Below are 16,543 nucleotides of genomic sequence, written 5' to 3'. Positions count from 1 at the left end.
CATCCGGGCTACGAAATCAAAAAAATCAAAACGCCGTATAGCCGCCGTCGATCACGAACGTGTCAGCCGTGTGGTAGGACGACGCCTTGCTCATCAGATACACGGCGATGCCGCCGAAATCGGATGCCTCGCCGAAGCGCCGCACCGGAATGCGCGGCATCACATTGGCGACGAACTTTTCGTTGGCCATGATGCCTGACGTCATGTCGCTCTTGATCCAGCCGGGCAGGATCGCGTTCGCGGTGACGCCGTGGCGCGCCAGCTCGACGCCGAGCGCGCGCACCAGCGCGTTGATGGCGGCCTTGGTCGCCGCATAATGTTCGTTGCGCGCAGTGCCGAAGATCGAGGCGAGGCTCGAGGTCGCAACCAGGCGGCCGAAGGGATCGCCGGCATTGGCGCGGTCGGTCATGTGCTTTGCGGCGGCCTGGAAGGCGTGGAACACGCCGTCGAGGTTGGTCGCAAACATCGTGCGCCATTCCTCCTCGGTGCGTTCGATGAAGGACCTGCGGCCGCCGCCGCCGATGCCGGCATTGGCGAAGCAACCGTCGACCCGGCCGAAGCTGTCGAGCGTCGCCTTCATTGCGGCATTGACCGAAGCCGGATCGGTGACGTCGCAAATGCGGGCATCGACCTTGCCGGACAGGCCCGCCATGCTCGCGGCAGCAGCCTTGTTCTTGTCAGCATTGCGGCCCCAGATCGAGACGTTGCAGCCCTGGCCGGCGAGCGCCTGCGCGATGCCGAGCCCGATACCGCCATTGCCGCCGGTGATCACTGCGACGCGGCCGGTGAGGTCGAAGAGGTTCATGGGCGCGTTTCCTGTTTTTTGCTTAAGGCGCATCAGCCGCTGCGCGCAAGATTGCTTGCTATGCTCTGATCACCATGGACAAGACCGCGCCAAAAATCAAATATGCTCCCCGGCAAACAAATTCCGGTCTGCGAAACATCGCGAGCCGCAACGACGAGGAAACCATGCAGTTCAAACACGTCACGCTCGATCTCGATGGCTCGGTGGCGATCCTCAAGCTCGACCATCAGGAGGTGATGAACGCAGTCTCCGTCGACATGCTGGGCGGGCTCTCCGACGCGCTCGACGCCATCGAGGAGAAGAAGGATGAGGTGCGCTGCGTCGTCCTGACCGGTGCCGGGCGGGCGTTCTGCACCGGTGCGAATCTCCAGGGCCGCAACAACCAGTCGAAGAAGACCAAGGCTGGCCTGACGCTAGAGACCGGCTTTCATCCGTTCCTGCGCCGCATCCGCAATCTGCATTGTCCGATCGTCACGGCGGTCAACGGCCCGGCGGCCGGCGCCGGCATGAGCTTCGCGCTGCTCGGCGACATGATTTTATGCGCACGCTCGTCCTATTTCCTGCAAGCTTTCCGGCGCATCGGCCTCGTGCCGGATTGCGGCTCGACCTGGCTGCTGCCGCGCCTGATCGGCAAGGCGCGTTCGGTCGAATTGTCGCTGATGGGCGAGCGGCTGCCGGCCGAGAAGGCGCTCGAATGGGGGCTCGTCAATCGCGTGTATGACGACGGCGTGCTGATGGAAGAGGCGATGAAGCTTGCTCGCGACCTCGCCAGCGGCCCGACGATCGCGTTGTCGCTGATCCGCAAGCTGTATTGGGATAGCCCGGAAAACTCCTTCGAGGACCAGCTCAATCTCGAATTCCAGTGCCAGCTCCGCGCCGGCGATACGCAGGATTTTCGCGAGGGTGTCGGCGCTTTCCTGGAGAAGCGTCCGGCGCAGTTCAAAGGCAAATGATCGAGGCGGAGCTTTCCGCAGCGTCGCGCGCTGGTGCAAGGGCGCGACCGGCGTTGCCGGCGCTGCAAAGCTGTCCGGCGGCGCCAGTCAGGAGACCTGGCGGTTCGACATTACCCATCCCGATGGGCCGATCGGTGCGATCCTGCGCCGCTCGCCGAAAGGCTATGGCGCGGCGCCAACGCGCGCGGCGGGTCTCGCGGCGGAAGCGCAGCTGATGCAGCTCGCCTATGAGGCGGGCGTGCCGTCGCCGTGTGTGATGCATGTGTTGACGCCGGACGAGGATCTCGGCACCGGCTTCATCATGCAGCGGGTCGAGGGCGAGACGATCGCGCGCAAGATCCTGCGCGACGACGAGTTCGCGGCGGCGCGGCCGCAGCTCGCGCGGCAGATCGGCGGCGTGCTGGCGGGCCTGCACAGGCTGCCGCAGGACAAGCTGCCGGAGTTGCGCAGCCGCTCCGCGATCCAGGAGATCTCCGAGTTCGAACGGGACTATCGCAGCCTGAACTGGCCAAAGCCGGTGTTCGAGCTGGCGCTGCGCTGGCTGCGCGACCACGATCCCGGTCCGCCGGCCGAGACCACGCTGGTGCACGGCGACTTCCGCAACGGCAATCTCATCATCGGCTCTGATGGCGTCCGCGCGGTGCTGGACTGGGAGCTCGCCCATCTCGGCGATCCCATGGAGGATCTCGGCTGGGTCTGCGTCAACTCCTGGCGCTTTGGCGAGATCGATAAGCCCGTCGGCGGTTTTGGTTCGCGCGAGGAATTGTTCGCCGGCTATGAGTCTGCGGGACGAAAGGTTGACCCGTCGCGCGTCAAATTCTGGGAAGTCATGGGCACGCTGCGCTGGGGCATCATGTGCGGCGGCATGATGCAGCGGTTCCGCGAGGGGCCGGATCATTCGATGGAGCGCGCCATGATCGGCCGCCGCGCCTCGGAGACCGAGATCGATCTGCTGCGGCTGCTCGCGCCGCGGGGAGGTTAGGCATGCAGGACGAACCGACACCGATCGAGCTGACCAGGGCGGTCGCCGATTTCCTCCGCAACGACATCACGCCGCTGGTCTCGGGCCATCAGGCCTTCAAGCTGCGCGTGGCCGTCAACATCCTCGACCTCGTCACGCGGCAGCTGACGCAGGAGGAGGAGAGCGATGCTGCGGAGGTGGAGCGCCTGCGCGCGCTGCTGGGCATGGACGGCTCGGTGACGGACCTCAACCGCGCGCTCGCGGAACGCATCGCCAGGGGCGATATGGATCTCGCAACGCCGGGTCTTGCCGAGCATCTGTGGGCGACGACGATGGACAAGCTCGCCGTGGATCAGCCGAACTACGCATCGTACAGGCGCGAGCTGGGGCGAGGCGGGTAGCTCTCTCCTCGTCATTGCGAGGAGCCCTTGCGACGAAGCAATCCAGACTGCCTCCGCGGAAAGATTCTGGATTGCTTCGCTGCGCTCGCAATGACGACGGAAAGACTTCTACTTCCCCGTCCATTTCGGCGGCCGCTTCTCCGAGAACGCTTTCGGGCCCTCGATGTAATCCTGCGAGGCCACCATCGCCTTCACCGCCGGATACTCGCGCTGCTCCTCGATCGCCTGCTCCAGCGACACGGCAAGGCCCTTCCGGATGGTCTGCTTGGAGGCCCGGATCGACATCGGCGAGTTCTTGGTGATCATGTCGGCCCAGCGCAGTGCACCCGCAAGCGCCTCGCCCTGCGGCACGACTTCGTTGACGAAGCCGAGCTCGTGGCCTTCCTTGGCGCTGACATGACGCGCGGTGAGGATCATGCCCATGGCGCGCTTCAATCCGATCTGCCGCGGCAGGCGGTGCAGGCCGCCGGCGAGTGCAGCGAGGCCGACGCGCGGCTCGGGCAGCGCGAAGGTCGCGTTCTCCGCCGCGATGATGAGGTCGCAGGCGAGCGCGATCTCGAAGCCGCCGCCCATGGCGACGCCGTTGACCGCGGCGATGATCGGCTTGTCGCAGTCGAATCGCGCAGTGAGGCCGGCGAAGCCGCCCTTGTCCCAGCCGCGCTTGCCGCCCGCCGCCTGCCACTTCAGGTCGTTGCCGGCGCAGAACGCCTTGTCGCCGGCGCCGGTGACGATCGCGACCCACTGTTCGGGATCGGTGGAGAAATCGTCAAAGACTTTTTGCAGTTCGAAATGCGCATCCGTGTGCAGCGCGTTGTAGACCTCTGGCCGCGACAACGTGACGACCGTGATCGGCCCCTTGCGTTCGACCTTTGAGAATTTCAGCTCCATCGCGCGCTCCCGCAGTTTCTCGTGAAGGAATATTTGCGTCATACTACCGCGGAGGCGTGGTTCAACACCATCGAATTGCGCAATGCGCCTTGCGCATCCGGCACGCCTCGCTTTGCTTGACTTGAGCGCGCTCTTCTCACCTTAATCGTGCGAAGCAAAACGCGCCTAGCGCCTTAACGCAAACCGATAAAATCAATCCGGGAGAGAACCGTGGATTTCTCATTGCCTGCCGATCTCGTCGCCTATCTCGGAGAGCTCGATCGCTTCATCGAACGCGAGATCAAGCCGCTGGAACAGGCCGACGACAACATCCGCTTCTTCGATCATCGCCGCGAATGGGCGCGCACCGATTTCGAGAATGGCGGCTTGCCGCGTCATGAATGGGAAGCGCTGCTGCGCAAGGCGAAGGATATCGCTGACGCCGCCGGCCATCTGCGCTTTGCGGTGCCGAAGCAGTATGGCGGCAAGGATGGGTCCAATCTCTGGATGGCGGTGATCCGCGAGCATTTTGCGGCGAAGGGTCTCGGCCTGCACAATGACCTCCAGAACGAGCACTCCATCGTCGGCAACTTTCCCGTCGTCACCATGCTCGACCGCTACGGCCGTGACGACCAGAAGGCGATGATCGACGGCTCGATCAAGGGCAAATACCGCATCACCTTCGGCCTGACCGAACCCAATCACGGCTCGGACGCCACCCACATGGAAACGCGCGCGGTGCCGGCGACCCGCTACAACGTCAAGGGCTGGATCATCAACGGCGAGAAGATGTGGACCACCGGCATGCACGTCGCCACGCATTGCGCGCTGTTCGCGCGCACCTCGGGCAATGACGGCGATGCCCGCGGCATCACCTGCTTCCTGGTGCCCGCCAAGAGCCACGGCGTGAAGATCGAGGAGTACATGTGGACCTTCAACATGCCAACCGACCATCCCCGCGTCAGTTTTACCGATGTGTTCGTGCCTGAGGATGCGCAGTTCGGCGAGGTCGGCCGCGGCCTGTCGCTGGCGCAATGTTTCGTGCACCAGAACCGAATCCGCCAGGCCGCGAGCTCGCTCGGCGCCGCCGTCTATTGCATCAACGAAAGCGTGAAATATGCACGCGAGCGAAAGCCGTTCGGCAAGGCGCTGGCCGAGAACCAGGCGATCCAATTCCCGCTGGTCGAGCTTGCGACCCAGGCCGAGATGCTGCGCCTGTTGATCCGCAAGACTGCCTGGGAGATGGACCAGCTCGATGAGGAGCAGATCGAGCGCACGCTCTCCGATCGTGTCTCCATGTGCAACTACTGGGCAAACCGCCTCTGCTGCGAATCCGCCGACCGCGCCATGCAGGTCCATGGCGGCATGGGCTACTCACGCCACAAGCCGTTCGAGCACATTTATCGGCACCATCGCCGCTACCGCATCACCGAGGGGAGCGAGGAGATTCAGATGCGCAAGGTGGCAGGATTCCTGTTCGGGTACATGGGGCCGGGGAAGCATTGAGCGTCATTGCGGCGCTGCGAAGCAGTCGGTCTTGTTTTAGAAAGTCGGTCTTGTTTCGGAAAGAAAGTCTGGATTGCTTCGTCGCAAGGGCTCCGCGCAATGACGGAGGAGAGAGGCGCGCATCTGCCTCTACACCGTCATTGCGAGCGCAGCGAAGCAATCCAGAGTCGTTCCACTGAGATGGTCTGGATTACATTGTGTCTTCGCGATCAATTCACCCGTCGATCCTTCCCCGCCCAATGCGGCTCGCGCAATTGCCGCCGCAGAATCTTGCCTGACGGATTCCTCGGCAGCGCCGGCAGGAACTCCACGCTCTTCGGCGTCTTGAATCCTGCGATGCGCGCGCGGGTGAAGTTGATGATGTCGGTGGCGGTTGCCTGCTTGCCCGGCTTCATCACCACGACGGCCTTCACGGCCTCGCCCCATTTGTCGTCGGGCACGCCGATCACGGCGGCCTCCGCCACGTCAGGATGATCGCACAGCGCGCTCTCCACTTCGGCCGGGTAGATGTTCTCGCCGCCGGAGATGATCATGTCCTTGATGCGGTCGTGGATGTAGAGGTAGCCGCCCTCGTCCATGTAGCCGGCATCACCAGTGCGCAGCCACCCGTCGCCGCGCAACGTCGACGCGGTCGCTTCCGGCAGATTCCAGTAGCCGGCCATGTTGGAACCCGAGCGCGTCGCGATTTCGCCGACCTCGCGCGGCGGCAGCGGCTTGCCGTCGGCGTCCAGGATCGCGATCTCAACGCCTGGTAGCGCCTTGCCGGCGGAGCGCATCCGCTCCAGGCCCTCGACGTGGTCCTCCGGCGGCAGTGCGACGATGGTGCCCGTCGTCTCCGTCATGCCGTACATCTGCACGAAGCCGCATTTGAAGATTTCGATGCATTCCTTCAGCAGTGCCGCAGGGATCGGCGAGGCGCCGTACAGCATGTATTTCAGCCGCGAGAAATCGACCGTCTTCGCGCGCGGCTGCCGCACCACGAACTGCATCGCCGCCGGCACCATGAAGAGCTTCGTGATGCCCGACTGCTCGAAGAAATCCAAGACTTTGGTCGGATCGAACTCCCGCGCGATCACGCCGCGGGCGCCGTGATAAAGCCCCATCACGCCCCAGCCGGAGCCGCCGATATGGAAGATCGGCATCGCGACCAGCGACACGTCATTTGTCGACCACCGGTTCCACTCGGGCTTGTCCTCGGCATTGCCGGTCTGCACGAGATTGAGGAAGTTCGCATGCGACAGCATCGCGCCCTTCGGCTTTCCCGTGGTGCCTGAGGTGTAGAGCTGGATCGCGATGTCTCTGGTGTCGATCGGCACTCTGGGATCATCGCCGCTCTGCGCATCACGCCACGCGGTAAAATCCTGCCATTCCGGCGCGCCGCCTTCGGTGGTGGTGATGGTACGCACGCCCGGGATCTGATCCCTGATCTGGCGAACCTGCGTGATGAACTCCGGCCCCACGAATAGCACCGGCGCTTTGCAATCGCTGACGATGAAGGCAACCTCGGGCCCGGCGAGCCGCCAGTTCACCGGCGCCATCACGACGCCGGCCTTCATCGCGCCCATCAGCAGCTCGAAATAGAGGTCGCTGTTCTTGCCGAGATAGGCGATACGGTCGCCCTTCTTCACGCCCATCGCGATCAACGCGTTGGCGACCTTGTTGGTCTTCACGTTGAACTCGGCAAAGCTGGTGACGCGGCCCTCGAACTCATAGGCGATGGCGTCGCCGCGGCTCTTGGCGCGCTCACGCACCATGTCGGCGAGATTCGCCAATGGCTGTGTGGACATGTTTCTCCCGTAGTGTCTGTTTTTATGGTGCGGAGTGTGGCGTCATCCGCGAGCAAAGACAATACGGGAGGGGGCGAGCTATCCCCGCTTCGCCCGGTCCTTCTCGTTCTGCGCCATGATGCTTTCGCGCGCGGTCTTCCAGTCGTCGTCGCTCCAGTCGCGGAGCTGATAGAAATTGCCGCCCATGGCGAGCGCCTGCGCGCCGTCCATGGCGATGGTCTCGCCGGTAATCCAGTCGCAGCCGCCGGAGATCAGGAACACTGCGACGTTCTGCAATTCCTCCATGGTGCCGACGCGGCCCATCGGGTTCACCGCCTTGGTGCGCGCGCCGGCTTCGTCGCCCGGTTTGATGCGCTTGCTCATGCCCTCGGTCGGGATCTCGCCGGGCGCGATGGTGTTGAGGCGGATGCCGTAGCGGCCCCACTCGGCGGCGAGCGACATGGTCATCGCATGGATCGCCGATTTGCTCATCGCCGACGGCACCACGTAGGCGAGCCGTTCCGCACCCAGGTCGTGGTGATCGATACGACGTTGCCGGGCTGCTTCAGGGCGATCCAGCGCTTGCCGACCGCATGGGTCACATAGAACGTGCCGTGCATGACGATATTGGCGACCGCATCGAAGCCGCGCGGCGACAGCTCCTCGGTGCGCGAGATGAAGTTGCCGGCGGCATTGTTGATGAGATCCGTGAGGGGGCCGTCGCGAAAGATGGAATCGATCATCTCCTCGACCGCGAGCGCATTGCGGATGTCGACGCCGTGGCTGGTGACGCGGCCGCCATACTCAGCCATCAGCTCGGTCGCGGTCTCGTCGCAGACGATCTTGCGCCGGCCGCAGATGTGCACCTCGGCGCCGAGCTGAAGAAAGCGCGCCGCCATCGATTTGCCGAGGCCCGTGCCGCCGCCGGTCACGAGAATGCGCCGTCCGGCCAGAAGATTTTCCTTGAACATGGCTGTTTCTCCCGTACGGATTGTCAGTTAATTGGTCGATTGACTAAATCCGGCCGCCGGCTTTCTGTAAAGCGGCACCGAACAAGAACAGGGGAGAATTCATCCATGGAAGAGCGCGTCTCGATCTCGATCTCGGAAGGCGTCGCCGACGTGCGCCTGGTGCGCGCGGACAAGATGAATGCGCTCGATCAGGCCATGTTCGAGGCCCTTGTTGCGGCAACCGAGCGGCTTTCGAAGGAAAAAGGCGTGCGTGTCGTCGTGCTCTCCGGTGAAGGCCGCGCCTTCTGCGCCGGTCTCGATATGGGGCGTTTTGCCGCCATGAAGGAGAAGGGCGGCAACGGAATTCCGGGTGGCGAAAATCGCGACCTCAACAAGCGGACGCACGGCCAGGCGAACTTTCCGCAACAGGCGGTATGGGGATGGCGCCAGCTGCCGGTTCCCGTGATCGCGGCCGTGCATGGCGTTGCCTTCGGCGGTGGCTTCCAGCTCTCGCTCGGCGCCGACATGCGTTTCCTCTCGCCCGATGCGCGGATGTCGGTGATGGAGATCAAGTGGGGTCTCGTGCCTGACATGGCGGGCACGCCGATCCTCGCTTCACTCGTGCGTGACGACATCTTGCGCGATCTTACTTACACCGGCCGCATTTTCTCCGCCCAGGAGGCGATGACGTATGGCCTCGCCACCCGCATCTGCGATGATCCACGCGCTGCGGCGCTCGAAGTCGCGCGCGAGATCGCGGGCAAGAGCCCCGATGCGATCCGCGCCGCCAAGCGCCTGCTCAACAACCTCTCGGTCGATCCCGGCCCCGCGCTGCTCGCGGAGTCCGTCGAGCAGCAAAAGCTGATCGGCAGCGCGAACCAGACCGAAGCGGTGCGGTCGAATCTGGAGAAGCGCGCGGCGAGGTTTGCAGACTAGTGGCGCCGTCATTCCGGGATGCGCCGTAGGCGCAGGCCCGGAATTCATCGAGCCGCATTGCCTGCGGTGAAATGGATTCCGGGCTCGATGCTGCGCATCGCCCTGGAATGACGGCCTGAGTGGTTATCCACGTCTCTTAACCCGACGAAAGATCGGAAAACAAAAATGAGCGAAGCGTCCCAATTCCTCGGCATCGTCTCCGGCGAGCGCCGTCGCGGCCATGCCGAGGTTGCCAATCGTGCCGACCGCATCGCGTCCGGCCTCGCCAGGATCGGCGTCAAGCAGGGCGATTGCGTCTGCATCCTGATGCGCAACGACATCGCCTTTCTGGAGGCCGCTTACGCCGCGATGCGGCTCGGCGCCTACGGCGTGCCGATCAATTGGCATTTCAAGCCGGAGGAGATCAACTACATCCTTGATGATACCGGCACGTCCGTGCTGATCGGGCATGCGGACATGCTGCACGCCTTGCGCGATGCGATCCCGAAAGGCGTCACGGTGCTCAGCGTGCCGACACCGCCGGAGATCCTGAAGAACTACAAGATGGACCCCGATCACCTGGCGGCGCCTGACTTCGCGATCGATTTCGAGTCCTGGCTCGCGCAATTTGAGCCCTATGACGGCCCGGTCGTGCCGCAGCCGATGAACATGATCTACACATCAGGCACAACCGGCCACCCCAAGGGCGTGCGTCGCAACGCGCCGACGCCCGAACAGCAGGCCGCTGGCGAGCGCATGCGCGCGATGATCTACGGGCTGAAGGCCGGCGCCCGCGCGATTCTGCCGGGCCCGCTCTATCATTCAGCGCCGAACTCGTTCGGCATTCGTGCCGGCAAGCTCGGCGGCGTGCTGGTGCTGATGCCCCGCTTCGAGCCGGAAGAGTTTCTGGAGCTGATCGAGCGGTACGAAATCGACACCATCTTCATGGTGCCGACCATGTTCATCCGTCTGATGAAGCTGCCGGAGGCGGTCCGCAGGAAATACGACGTCTCCTCGCTCCGCCACATCATCCACGCCGCCGCGCCATGTCCGGCCGACGTCAAACGTGCCATGATCGAATGGTGGGGTCCGGTGATCTATGAATTCTACGGCTCCACCGAATCCAGCGCCGTCACCTTCGCGACCTCCGAGGACGCGTTGAAGAAGCCCGGCACGGTCGGGAAGATCTCGCCCGGCGCCGAGTTGCGGTTCATCGGCGATGACGGTCGCGTGCTGGGCGTCGGCGAGATCGGCGAGATCTATTCGCGCATGGCCGCGATGGCCGATTTCACCTACCACAACAAGCCGGAGAAGCGCGGCGAGATCGACCGCGACGGTTTCATCACCTCGGGCGACGTCGGCTATATCGACGAGGACGGCTATGTCTTCATCTGCGACCGCAAGCGCGACATGGTGATCTCGGGTGGCGTCAATATCTATCCGGCCGAGATCGAATCCGTGCTGCACGCCCTACCGGGCGTGCATGATTGCGCGGTGTTCGGCATTCCGGACGCCGAGTTCGGCGAGGCGCTGATGGCCGTGGTCGAGCCGCAGCCGGGCATCACGCTCGGTGCAGCCGATATCCGCGCGCGGCTGAAGAGCTCACTCGCCGACTACAAGGTGCCGAAGCATATCGAGATCCGCACGGGACTGCCGCGCGAAGACTCCGGGAAAATCTTCAAGCGCCGCCTGCGCGATCCCTATTGGGAGCAGGCGGGACGGAAGATCTAGCCCGGATTTCTGGCCCGGATGGTTCGCAGCCTTAATCCGGGGAAGTCCGGCCTCGAAGATCGTGCTATACAAGCGCCATCATTGACCTCCGGATCATCCCATGGCTCCCGTCTCCATCCTGCTCAACCTGCTCTGGATTCTCATCGGCGGTGCCTGGATGGCGCTCGGCTGGCTGGTCGCCGCGGTCATCATGGCCGTCACCATCATCGGCCTGCCCTGGGCGCGGGCGGCGTTCAACATTGCGATCTACACGCTGCTGCCATTCGGCTCGAAGGCGGTCAGCCGCTATGAAGTCACCGGCATGAGCGATATCGGCACCGGCCCGCTCGGAGGATCGGCAACATCATCTGGTTCGTGCTGGCGGGCTGGTGGCTGGCGCTCGGCCACCTGGTGACGGCCTTCGTGCTTGCCGTCACCATCATCGGCATCCCCTTCGCCTGGGCTCACCTGAAGCTCGCGGGCATCGCGCTCTGGCCGATCGGCAAGGTGATCGTGCCGGCCTAGCGTTGCCGGCAGGTTTCGAGCCCCGGCGCACGGCCTGTGTGCGCCGCCCCCAACTTCACCTTGCGCTGCGGCAAAAAACTTGCACACTTGGCAGGCCGGGCATCCAAGCGAGCTCGAACCTGGGAGCTAGCCGCCATGTCCCTCCAGACCATACCGTCAGACGCCGCCGATCTTCGCCCGAACAGGCCCGAGGACGCCCAGGCGCTGGAAGCCGATGCGCGGCTGCGCGACGATATCCGCCTGCTCGGGCGCATCCTGGGCGACACGGTGCGCGATCAGGAGGGCGCAGACGTGTTCGACCTGGTCGAGCGCATCCGGCAGACCTCAATTCGATTCCACCGCGACGAGGACCGGCCTGCCCGCCGCGAGCTCGAGCAGATCCTGGACGGCATGTCGACCTCGGAGACGGTGCGGATCGTCCGCGCCTTCAGCTATTTCTCCCACCTCGCCAACATCGCCGAAGACCAGAACAACATCCGCCAGATGCGCGCCCGCAGGGCCAGCGGCTCCGGCGTGCTGGCGGAGACGCTCGCCAAAGCCAAGGCCGCGGGCATTGGCGCGGATACGCTGCGCAATTTCTTCAAGAGCGCGCTCGTCAGCCCGGTGCTGACCGCGCACCCCACAGAAGTCCGCCGCAAGAGCACCATGGACCGCGAGATGGAGGTCGCCAGCCTGCTCGACCGCCGCGAGCGGGTCGCGCTGACCGAGGACGAAACCGCCGCCAGCGACGAGCAGCTGCGCCGCGAGGTGCTGACGCTGTGGCAGACCAATCTGTTGCGCCGGACCAAGCTCACCGTGCTCGACGAGGTCGCCAACGGCCTGTCGTTCTACGATTACACTTTCCTGCGCGAGGTGCCGCGGCTGGTCAACGCGCTGGAAGACCGGCTGGAGGAGGGCGGCGAGCAGGCCGCCAGCGAGCTCGCCTCGTTCCTGCGCATGGGCAGCTGGATCGGCGGCGACCGCGACGGCAATCCCTTCGTCACCGCCGACGTCATGCGCGGCACGCTGCGGCTGCAATCGAGCCGGGTCATGCAATTCTATCTGAATGAGCTGCACGTGCTCGGCTCGGAGCTGTCGATCGCAGCCCATCTCGCCGACGTCTCGGAAGAGCTGCGCACGCTGGCGGAGCGTTCGCCCGATACCTCGCCGCACCGAAGCGGCGAGCCTTATCGGCTCGCGGTTTCCGGCATCTATGCGCGCCTGACGGCGACGGCCGAAAAGCTCGAGGTCGAGATTACCCGCCGTCCCGTCGGCAAGGGCGCGCCCTATGAGAGCGTCAAGGAATTACAAGCCGATCTCGACGTGCTGCACCGCTCGCTGATCTTCAACAACGCCCGCGTTATCGCCCGCGGCCGGCTGCGGCTGTTGCGTCGTGCGGTGGATTGCTTCGGCTTCCATCTGGCGCGGCTCGACATTCGCCAGAACTCGGCGGTGCACGAACGCACCATCGCCGAGCTGATGGACGCGGCAAACCCCGGCATGTCCTATCTCGCGCTCGGCGAGGACGCACGCATCTCGCTGCTCACCAACGAATTGCGCAGCACGCGCGCGCTGGTGTCGCCGTTCGTCAAGTACAGCGACGAGACCATGGGCGAGCTCAACGTCTTCCATGCGGCTGCGGAGGCGCATGCGAAGTTCGGCTCGGACGCGATTCCCCAATGCATCATCTCGATGTGCAAGGGCATGTCCGATATGCTCGAGGTCGCGGTGCTGTTGAAGGAGGTGGGCCTGGTCCATCCCTCCGGCCGCAGCGCCATCAACATCGTGCCGCTGTTCGAGACCATCGAGGATCTGCAGGCCTCAAGCGGCATCATGGATCGCATGCTGTCGCTGCACGATTACCGCCGCCTCGTCGACAGCCGCGGCAGCGTGCAGGAGGTCATGCTCGGCTATTCCGACTCGAACAAGGATGGCGGCTTCGTCACCTCGGGCTGGGAGCTCTACAAGGCCGAGATCGGCCTCGTCGACGTGTTCGAGCGTCACCACGTGCGCCTGCGCCTGTTCCACGGCCGCGGCGGCTCGGTCGGTCGCGGTGGCGGGCCGAGCTATGACGCCATCGTTGCGCAGCCAGGCGGGGCGGTGAACGGCCAGATCCGCATCACCGAGCAGGGCGAGATCATCTCGTCGAAATATTCCAACGCGGAAGTCGGCCGCAACAATCTCGAAATCCTGGCGGCGGCGACGCTGGATGCGAGCCTGTTGCAGCCAAGCCAGAGCGCGCCGCGCCGCGAATATCTCATTGCGATGGACGAGCTCTCAAACCTGGCCTTCAAGGCCTATCGCGGCCTCGTCTACGAGACCGACGGCTTCGTCGATTATTTCTGGGCTTCGACCGTGATCAACGAGATCGCGACGCTCAACATCGGCAGCCGTCCGGCCTCGCGCAAGAAAACCCGCGCAATCGAGGATTTGCGTGCCATCCCCTGGGTATTCTCCTGGGCACAATGCCGCCTGATGCTGCCGGGCTGGTACGGCTTTGGCAGCGCAGTGGAGCAATGGATCTCGGAACATCCGGACAAGGGCATGCCGTTCCTGAAAGAGCTCTACAGGGAATGGCCGTTCTTCCGCATGCTGTTGTCGAACATGGACATGGTGCTGGCGAAAAGCTCGATTGCGATCGCCTCGCGCTACGCCGAACTCGTACCAGACGAGGCGTTGCGCGAAAAAATCTTCGGCCGCATCCGCCGCGAATGGCATTCCTGCATCGAGACGTTGCTCGATATCATGGATCAGGACCGGCTGCTGCAGAGCAACCCGCTGCTGGAGCGCTCCGTGCGTCACCGCTTCCCCTATCTCGATCCGCTCAACCACGTCCAGGTCGAGCTCTTGAGGGAGCACCGCGCGCAGAACCCGGATGAGCAGGTGCTGCGCGGAATCCAGCTGACGATCAATGGCATCTCGGCGGGGTTGAGGAATACGGGGTAATCGGCGCGTTGCGAATGGCGGATGGAACTCTATTCGCCACTCACTATTCGCCTGGAGTCACACAGGATCCCACGGGAAGATGTCGGCGGAGCGGTCGAGCTTGTAGAACGAGCCCTTCAGCGCCGGCATGCCGTGCTCCGCGATCGTCTGCGGGGTCCAGCCTTCGCTGCGATGTACCGAGCGCAGCGGGCGGTTCTGGCTGAACAGGAACAGCTCGTTCATGCGCGCGCCGAAGATCTGGCCGGAGACGTCCTTGGCGGCATCGGAGAGCAGATAGGCGCAGATCGGCGCGATCTTCTCGGGGCCCATCTGCTTGATCTTCTCGACGCGCGCCTTTTCGGCCTCGGTCTCGGTCGGGATGGTGCCGATCATGCGGGTCCATGCAAACGGCGAGACGCAGTTCGAGCGAACGTTGAAGCGGCCCATGTCGAGCGCAATGGACTTGGAGAGTCCGATGATGCCGAGCTTGGCGGCGGCATAGTTGGCTTGGCCAAAGTTTCCGATCAGGCCAGAGGTCGAGGTGAAGTGCACGAAGGAGCCCGACTCCTGCTCGCGGAAGATGCGCGCGGCGGCGTGGCTTACGTAGAACGAGCCCATCAGATGGACCTTGATGACGGCCTCGAACGCCTCCACGCTCATCTTGTGGAAGATCATGTCGCGCAAGATGCCGGCATTGTTGACGACGCCGTCGAGCCGGCCGAAATGATCGGTCGCGGTCTTCACGATCTTGCTGGCGGGAACGGCTTCCGCCACCGACTCGAAGTTGGGGACGGCGATGCCGCCGCGCTTCTTGATCTCGTCCACCACTTCTTCGGCGGGGATGCGCTCGAGCCGGCACCGTCGGCGGCAACGCCGGGATCGTTGACGACGACCTTGGCGCCTTCCGCCGCGCAAAGCAGCGCGATCTCGCGCCCGATGCCGCGGCCTGCGCCGGTGACGATGACGACCTTGTCCTGCAGTGATTTGCTCATGTGGGTTCTCCGCTATGTGTTCCAAATTCAGCCGTCATTCCGCGGCGCGCCTCTTGGCGCCAGCCGGAAATCCATTTCTCCGCCTTGCCTGCTGCACGATGGATTCCGGGCTCGTCGCTTGTGCGCCGCCCCGGAACGACAGGCCTCATCTCTCGTTCGTAAACACGATCGTGCCACTGGCGGCGAACATGCCGCCGACGCCGTGGCACACTGAAATCTTCGCGTTCGGCACCTGTGCCGGCGCGATGCCGCGCATCTGGCGCACGCTCTCCTGGAGCGCGTACATGCCGTACATGCCCGAATGCATGTAGCTCAGGCCGCCGCCATTGGTGTTGAGCGGCAGCTTGGCCCCGGGCCGCGTGTTGCCGTCCGCGATGAATTGGCCGGTCTCCTCGTGCGGCATGAAGCCGAGATCACCGAGGCCGAACAGCGGCAGATGCGCGAAGGCATCATAGATCATGAGATGATCGACGTCCTTGTGGGCGATGCCGGCCTCCTTGAACGCCAGCGGTCCCGCGGTCTTGAATGCGCGCGAGGAGTTGAACGTCTCCATCTGGCTCACCATCGGCGTCTCGACGCTCTCGCCGGTGCCCATGATGTAGACGGGCTTGCGCGGAAAATCCCTGGCGCGGTCGGCCGAGGTCAGGATCAGCGCGCCGCCGCCGTCGGTGACGAGGCAGCACTGCAGGAGGCGGAACGGATAGGCGATCATGCGCGAGTTGAGGACATCGGCAACCGTGATCGGGTCCTTCATCATCGCCCGCGGATTCTTCGCCGCCCATTCCCGCTGCACCACCGCGACCGAAGCGAGCTGCTCGTGGGTGATGCCGTAGGTCTTCATGAAGCGCAGCACGGGGATCGGGAACATGCTGGGCGGGCCGTAGACGCCATAGGGCGCCTCGAACTGGCCGTTGAGGCTGTCCGCCGGCGTCGAGCGCGGCGCCTTGCCGATCATCGACTTGCCGCTCTCGGCATGCGTGATCAGCACGGTCTTGCAGAGACCGGCCTCGATCGCCGCGGCGGCGTGGCGAACGTGCAGCATGAACGAGCAGCCGCCGACAGAGGTGCCGTCCACCCAGCTGGGCTTGATGCCGAGATAATGGCAGACCTGCTGCGGCGTCTCGACCGCGGTGGCAAAGCCGTCGATGTCGGAGAGCTTGAGCCCGGCATCGGCGATGGCGTTGAGCGCCGCATCCGCGTGAAGCTGGAGCTGCGACATGTTGGGGATGACGCCGAGCTCGGTGGTCTCGGCCGCGCCGACGACGGCAACCTGGTTGCTGCGCATGGT

11 protein-coding genes and 3 pseudogenes are annotated in these 16,543 nt (G+C 64.2%); 8 read left to right on the top strand and 6 right to left on the bottom strand.

All coding sequences use genetic code 11. The features are described from left to right. Positions 1–25: 25 nt before the first annotated feature. A complete protein-coding gene (locus tag ACTGJ9_RS32190) occupies positions 26–805 on the bottom strand; it encodes an SDR family NAD(P)-dependent oxidoreductase (RefSeq protein WP_456674330.1) in 780 nt (259 codons plus the stop codon). A 164-nt stretch (positions 806–969) separates the two neighbouring features. Between ACTGJ9_RS32190 and ACTGJ9_RS32185 the strand changes: the two genes are divergently transcribed. The 3 genes from ACTGJ9_RS32185 to ACTGJ9_RS32175 all read left to right on the top strand — a co-directional run bounded on the left by ACTGJ9_RS32185 (position 970) and on the right by ACTGJ9_RS32175 (position 3,120). Then, positions 970–1,758, top strand: coding sequence for an enoyl-CoA hydratase/isomerase (locus ACTGJ9_RS32185; RefSeq protein WP_456674329.1), 789 nt, complete (start codon positions 970–972; stop codon positions 1,756–1,758). Between the two features lie 70 nt (positions 1,759–1,828). Next, positions 1,829–2,740 carry a phosphotransferase family protein gene (locus tag ACTGJ9_RS32180; protein ID WP_456678695.1) on the top strand — a complete coding sequence of 304 codons (912 nt, stop codon included), beginning with the start codon at positions 1,829–1,831 and terminating at the stop codon, positions 2,738–2,740. Positions 2,741–2,742: 2 nt separating this feature from the next. Further along, entirely contained in the window at positions 2,743–3,120 is a 378-nt protein-coding gene (locus tag ACTGJ9_RS32175) for a DUF6285 domain-containing protein (protein ID WP_456674328.1), read from the top strand. Between the two features lie 108 nt (positions 3,121–3,228). Here the strand turns inward: ACTGJ9_RS32175 and ACTGJ9_RS32170 are convergent, their stop codons facing one another. Continuing rightward, positions 3,229–4,008, bottom strand: coding sequence for an enoyl-CoA hydratase-related protein (locus tag ACTGJ9_RS32170; RefSeq protein ID WP_456674327.1), 780 nt, complete (start codon positions 4,006–4,008; stop codon positions 3,229–3,231). 210 nt (positions 4,009–4,218) lie between these two features. Here ACTGJ9_RS32170 and ACTGJ9_RS32165 point away from each other — a divergent pair, with 210 nt between their 5' ends. Then, positions 4,219–5,493 (top strand): acyl-CoA dehydrogenase family protein, encoded by a 1,275-nt coding sequence (locus ACTGJ9_RS32165; protein WP_456674326.1) that lies wholly within the window; start codon positions 4,219–4,221, stop codon positions 5,491–5,493. Positions 5,494–5,702: 209 nt separating this feature from the next. On the opposite strand, the gene ACTGJ9_RS32160 is transcribed toward ACTGJ9_RS32165, so the two are convergent. Together ACTGJ9_RS32160 and ACTGJ9_RS32155 are read right to left on the bottom strand one after the other, a co-directional pair. After that, entirely contained in the window at positions 5,703–7,280 is a 1,578-nt protein-coding gene (locus tag ACTGJ9_RS32160) for a fatty acid--CoA ligase (RefSeq protein ID WP_456674325.1), read from the bottom strand. A 78-nt stretch (positions 7,281–7,358) separates the two neighbouring features. Further along, positions 7,359–8,230 (bottom strand): annotated as a pseudogene (locus ACTGJ9_RS32155) (SDR family oxidoreductase). Between the two features lie 105 nt (positions 8,231–8,335). Between ACTGJ9_RS32155 and ACTGJ9_RS32150 the strand changes: the two are divergent. The 4 genes and pseudogenes from ACTGJ9_RS32150 (at position 8,336) to ppc (ending at position 14,284) form a co-directional block, all read left to right on the top strand. Continuing rightward, positions 8,336–9,145 (top strand): crotonase/enoyl-CoA hydratase family protein, encoded by an 810-nt coding sequence (locus ACTGJ9_RS32150; RefSeq protein ID WP_456674324.1) that lies wholly within the window; start codon positions 8,336–8,338, stop codon positions 9,143–9,145. Between the two features lie 165 nt (positions 9,146–9,310). Then, complete coding sequence (locus tag ACTGJ9_RS32145) at positions 9,311–10,855, top strand: acyl-CoA synthetase (RefSeq protein ID WP_456674323.1); 1,545 nt, start codon at positions 9,311–9,313, stop codon at positions 10,853–10,855. Positions 10,856–10,955: 100 nt separating this feature from the next. Beyond that, positions 10,956–11,359: pseudogene (locus ACTGJ9_RS32140) on the top strand (YccF domain-containing protein). A gap of 135 nt (positions 11,360–11,494) precedes the next feature. Then, positions 11,495–14,284, top strand: coding sequence for a phosphoenolpyruvate carboxylase (ppc, locus tag ACTGJ9_RS32135; RefSeq protein ID WP_456674322.1), 2,790 nt, complete (start codon positions 11,495–11,497; stop codon positions 14,282–14,284). A gap of 57 nt (positions 14,285–14,341) precedes the next feature. Here the strand turns inward: ppc and ACTGJ9_RS32130 are convergent. Beyond that, positions 14,342–15,255, bottom strand: a pseudogene (locus ACTGJ9_RS32130) (SDR family oxidoreductase). 145 nt (positions 15,256–15,400) lie between these two features. Further along, positions 15,401–16,540 carry a thiolase C-terminal domain-containing protein gene (locus tag ACTGJ9_RS32125; protein WP_456674321.1) on the bottom strand — a complete coding sequence of 380 codons (1,140 nt, stop codon included), beginning with the start codon at positions 16,538–16,540 and terminating at the stop codon, positions 15,401–15,403. Between the last annotated feature and the right edge of the window lie 3 nt (positions 16,541–16,543).

The sequence above is a fragment of the Bradyrhizobium sp. RDM12 genome, assembly GCF_051917485.1.
Lineage (GTDB): Bacteria > Pseudomonadota > Alphaproteobacteria > Rhizobiales > Xanthobacteraceae > Bradyrhizobium.
The sequence above is the reverse complement of the archived record's forward strand: the minus strand, read 5'-3'. Positions and strand labels throughout refer to the sequence as shown.

What these genes read in the sequence shown, in the direction of transcription:
- ACTGJ9_RS32125 (WP_456674321.1), bottom strand. Translation starts at nt 16,540, where the DNA reads ATGCGCAGCAACCAGGTTGCCGTCGTCGGCGCGGCCGAGACCACCGAG.
- ACTGJ9_RS32150 (WP_456674324.1), top strand. Translation starts at nt 8,336, where the DNA reads ATGGAAGAGCGCGTCTCGATCTCGATCTCGGAAGGCGTCGCCGACGTG.
- ACTGJ9_RS32145 (WP_456674323.1), top strand. Translation starts at nt 9,311, where the DNA reads ATGAGCGAAGCGTCCCAATTCCTCGGCATCGTCTCCGGCGAGCGCCGT.
- ACTGJ9_RS32185 (WP_456674329.1), top strand. Translation starts at nt 970, where the DNA reads ATGCAGTTCAAACACGTCACGCTCGATCTCGATGGCTCGGTGGCGATC.
- ppc (WP_456674322.1), top strand. Translation starts at nt 11,495, where the DNA reads ATGTCCCTCCAGACCATACCGTCAGACGCCGCCGATCTTCGCCCGAAC.
- ACTGJ9_RS32175 (WP_456674328.1), top strand. Translation starts at nt 2,743, where the DNA reads ATGCAGGACGAACCGACACCGATCGAGCTGACCAGGGCGGTCGCCGAT.
- ACTGJ9_RS32160 (WP_456674325.1), bottom strand. Translation starts at nt 7,280, where the DNA reads ATGTCCACACAGCCATTGGCGAATCTCGCCGACATGGTGCGTGAGCGC.
- ACTGJ9_RS32190 (WP_456674330.1), bottom strand. Translation starts at nt 805, where the DNA reads ATGAACCTCTTCGACCTCACCGGCCGCGTCGCAGTGATCACCGGCGGC.
- ACTGJ9_RS32170 (WP_456674327.1), bottom strand. Translation starts at nt 4,008, where the DNA reads ATGGAGCTGAAATTCTCAAAGGTCGAACGCAAGGGGCCGATCACGGTC.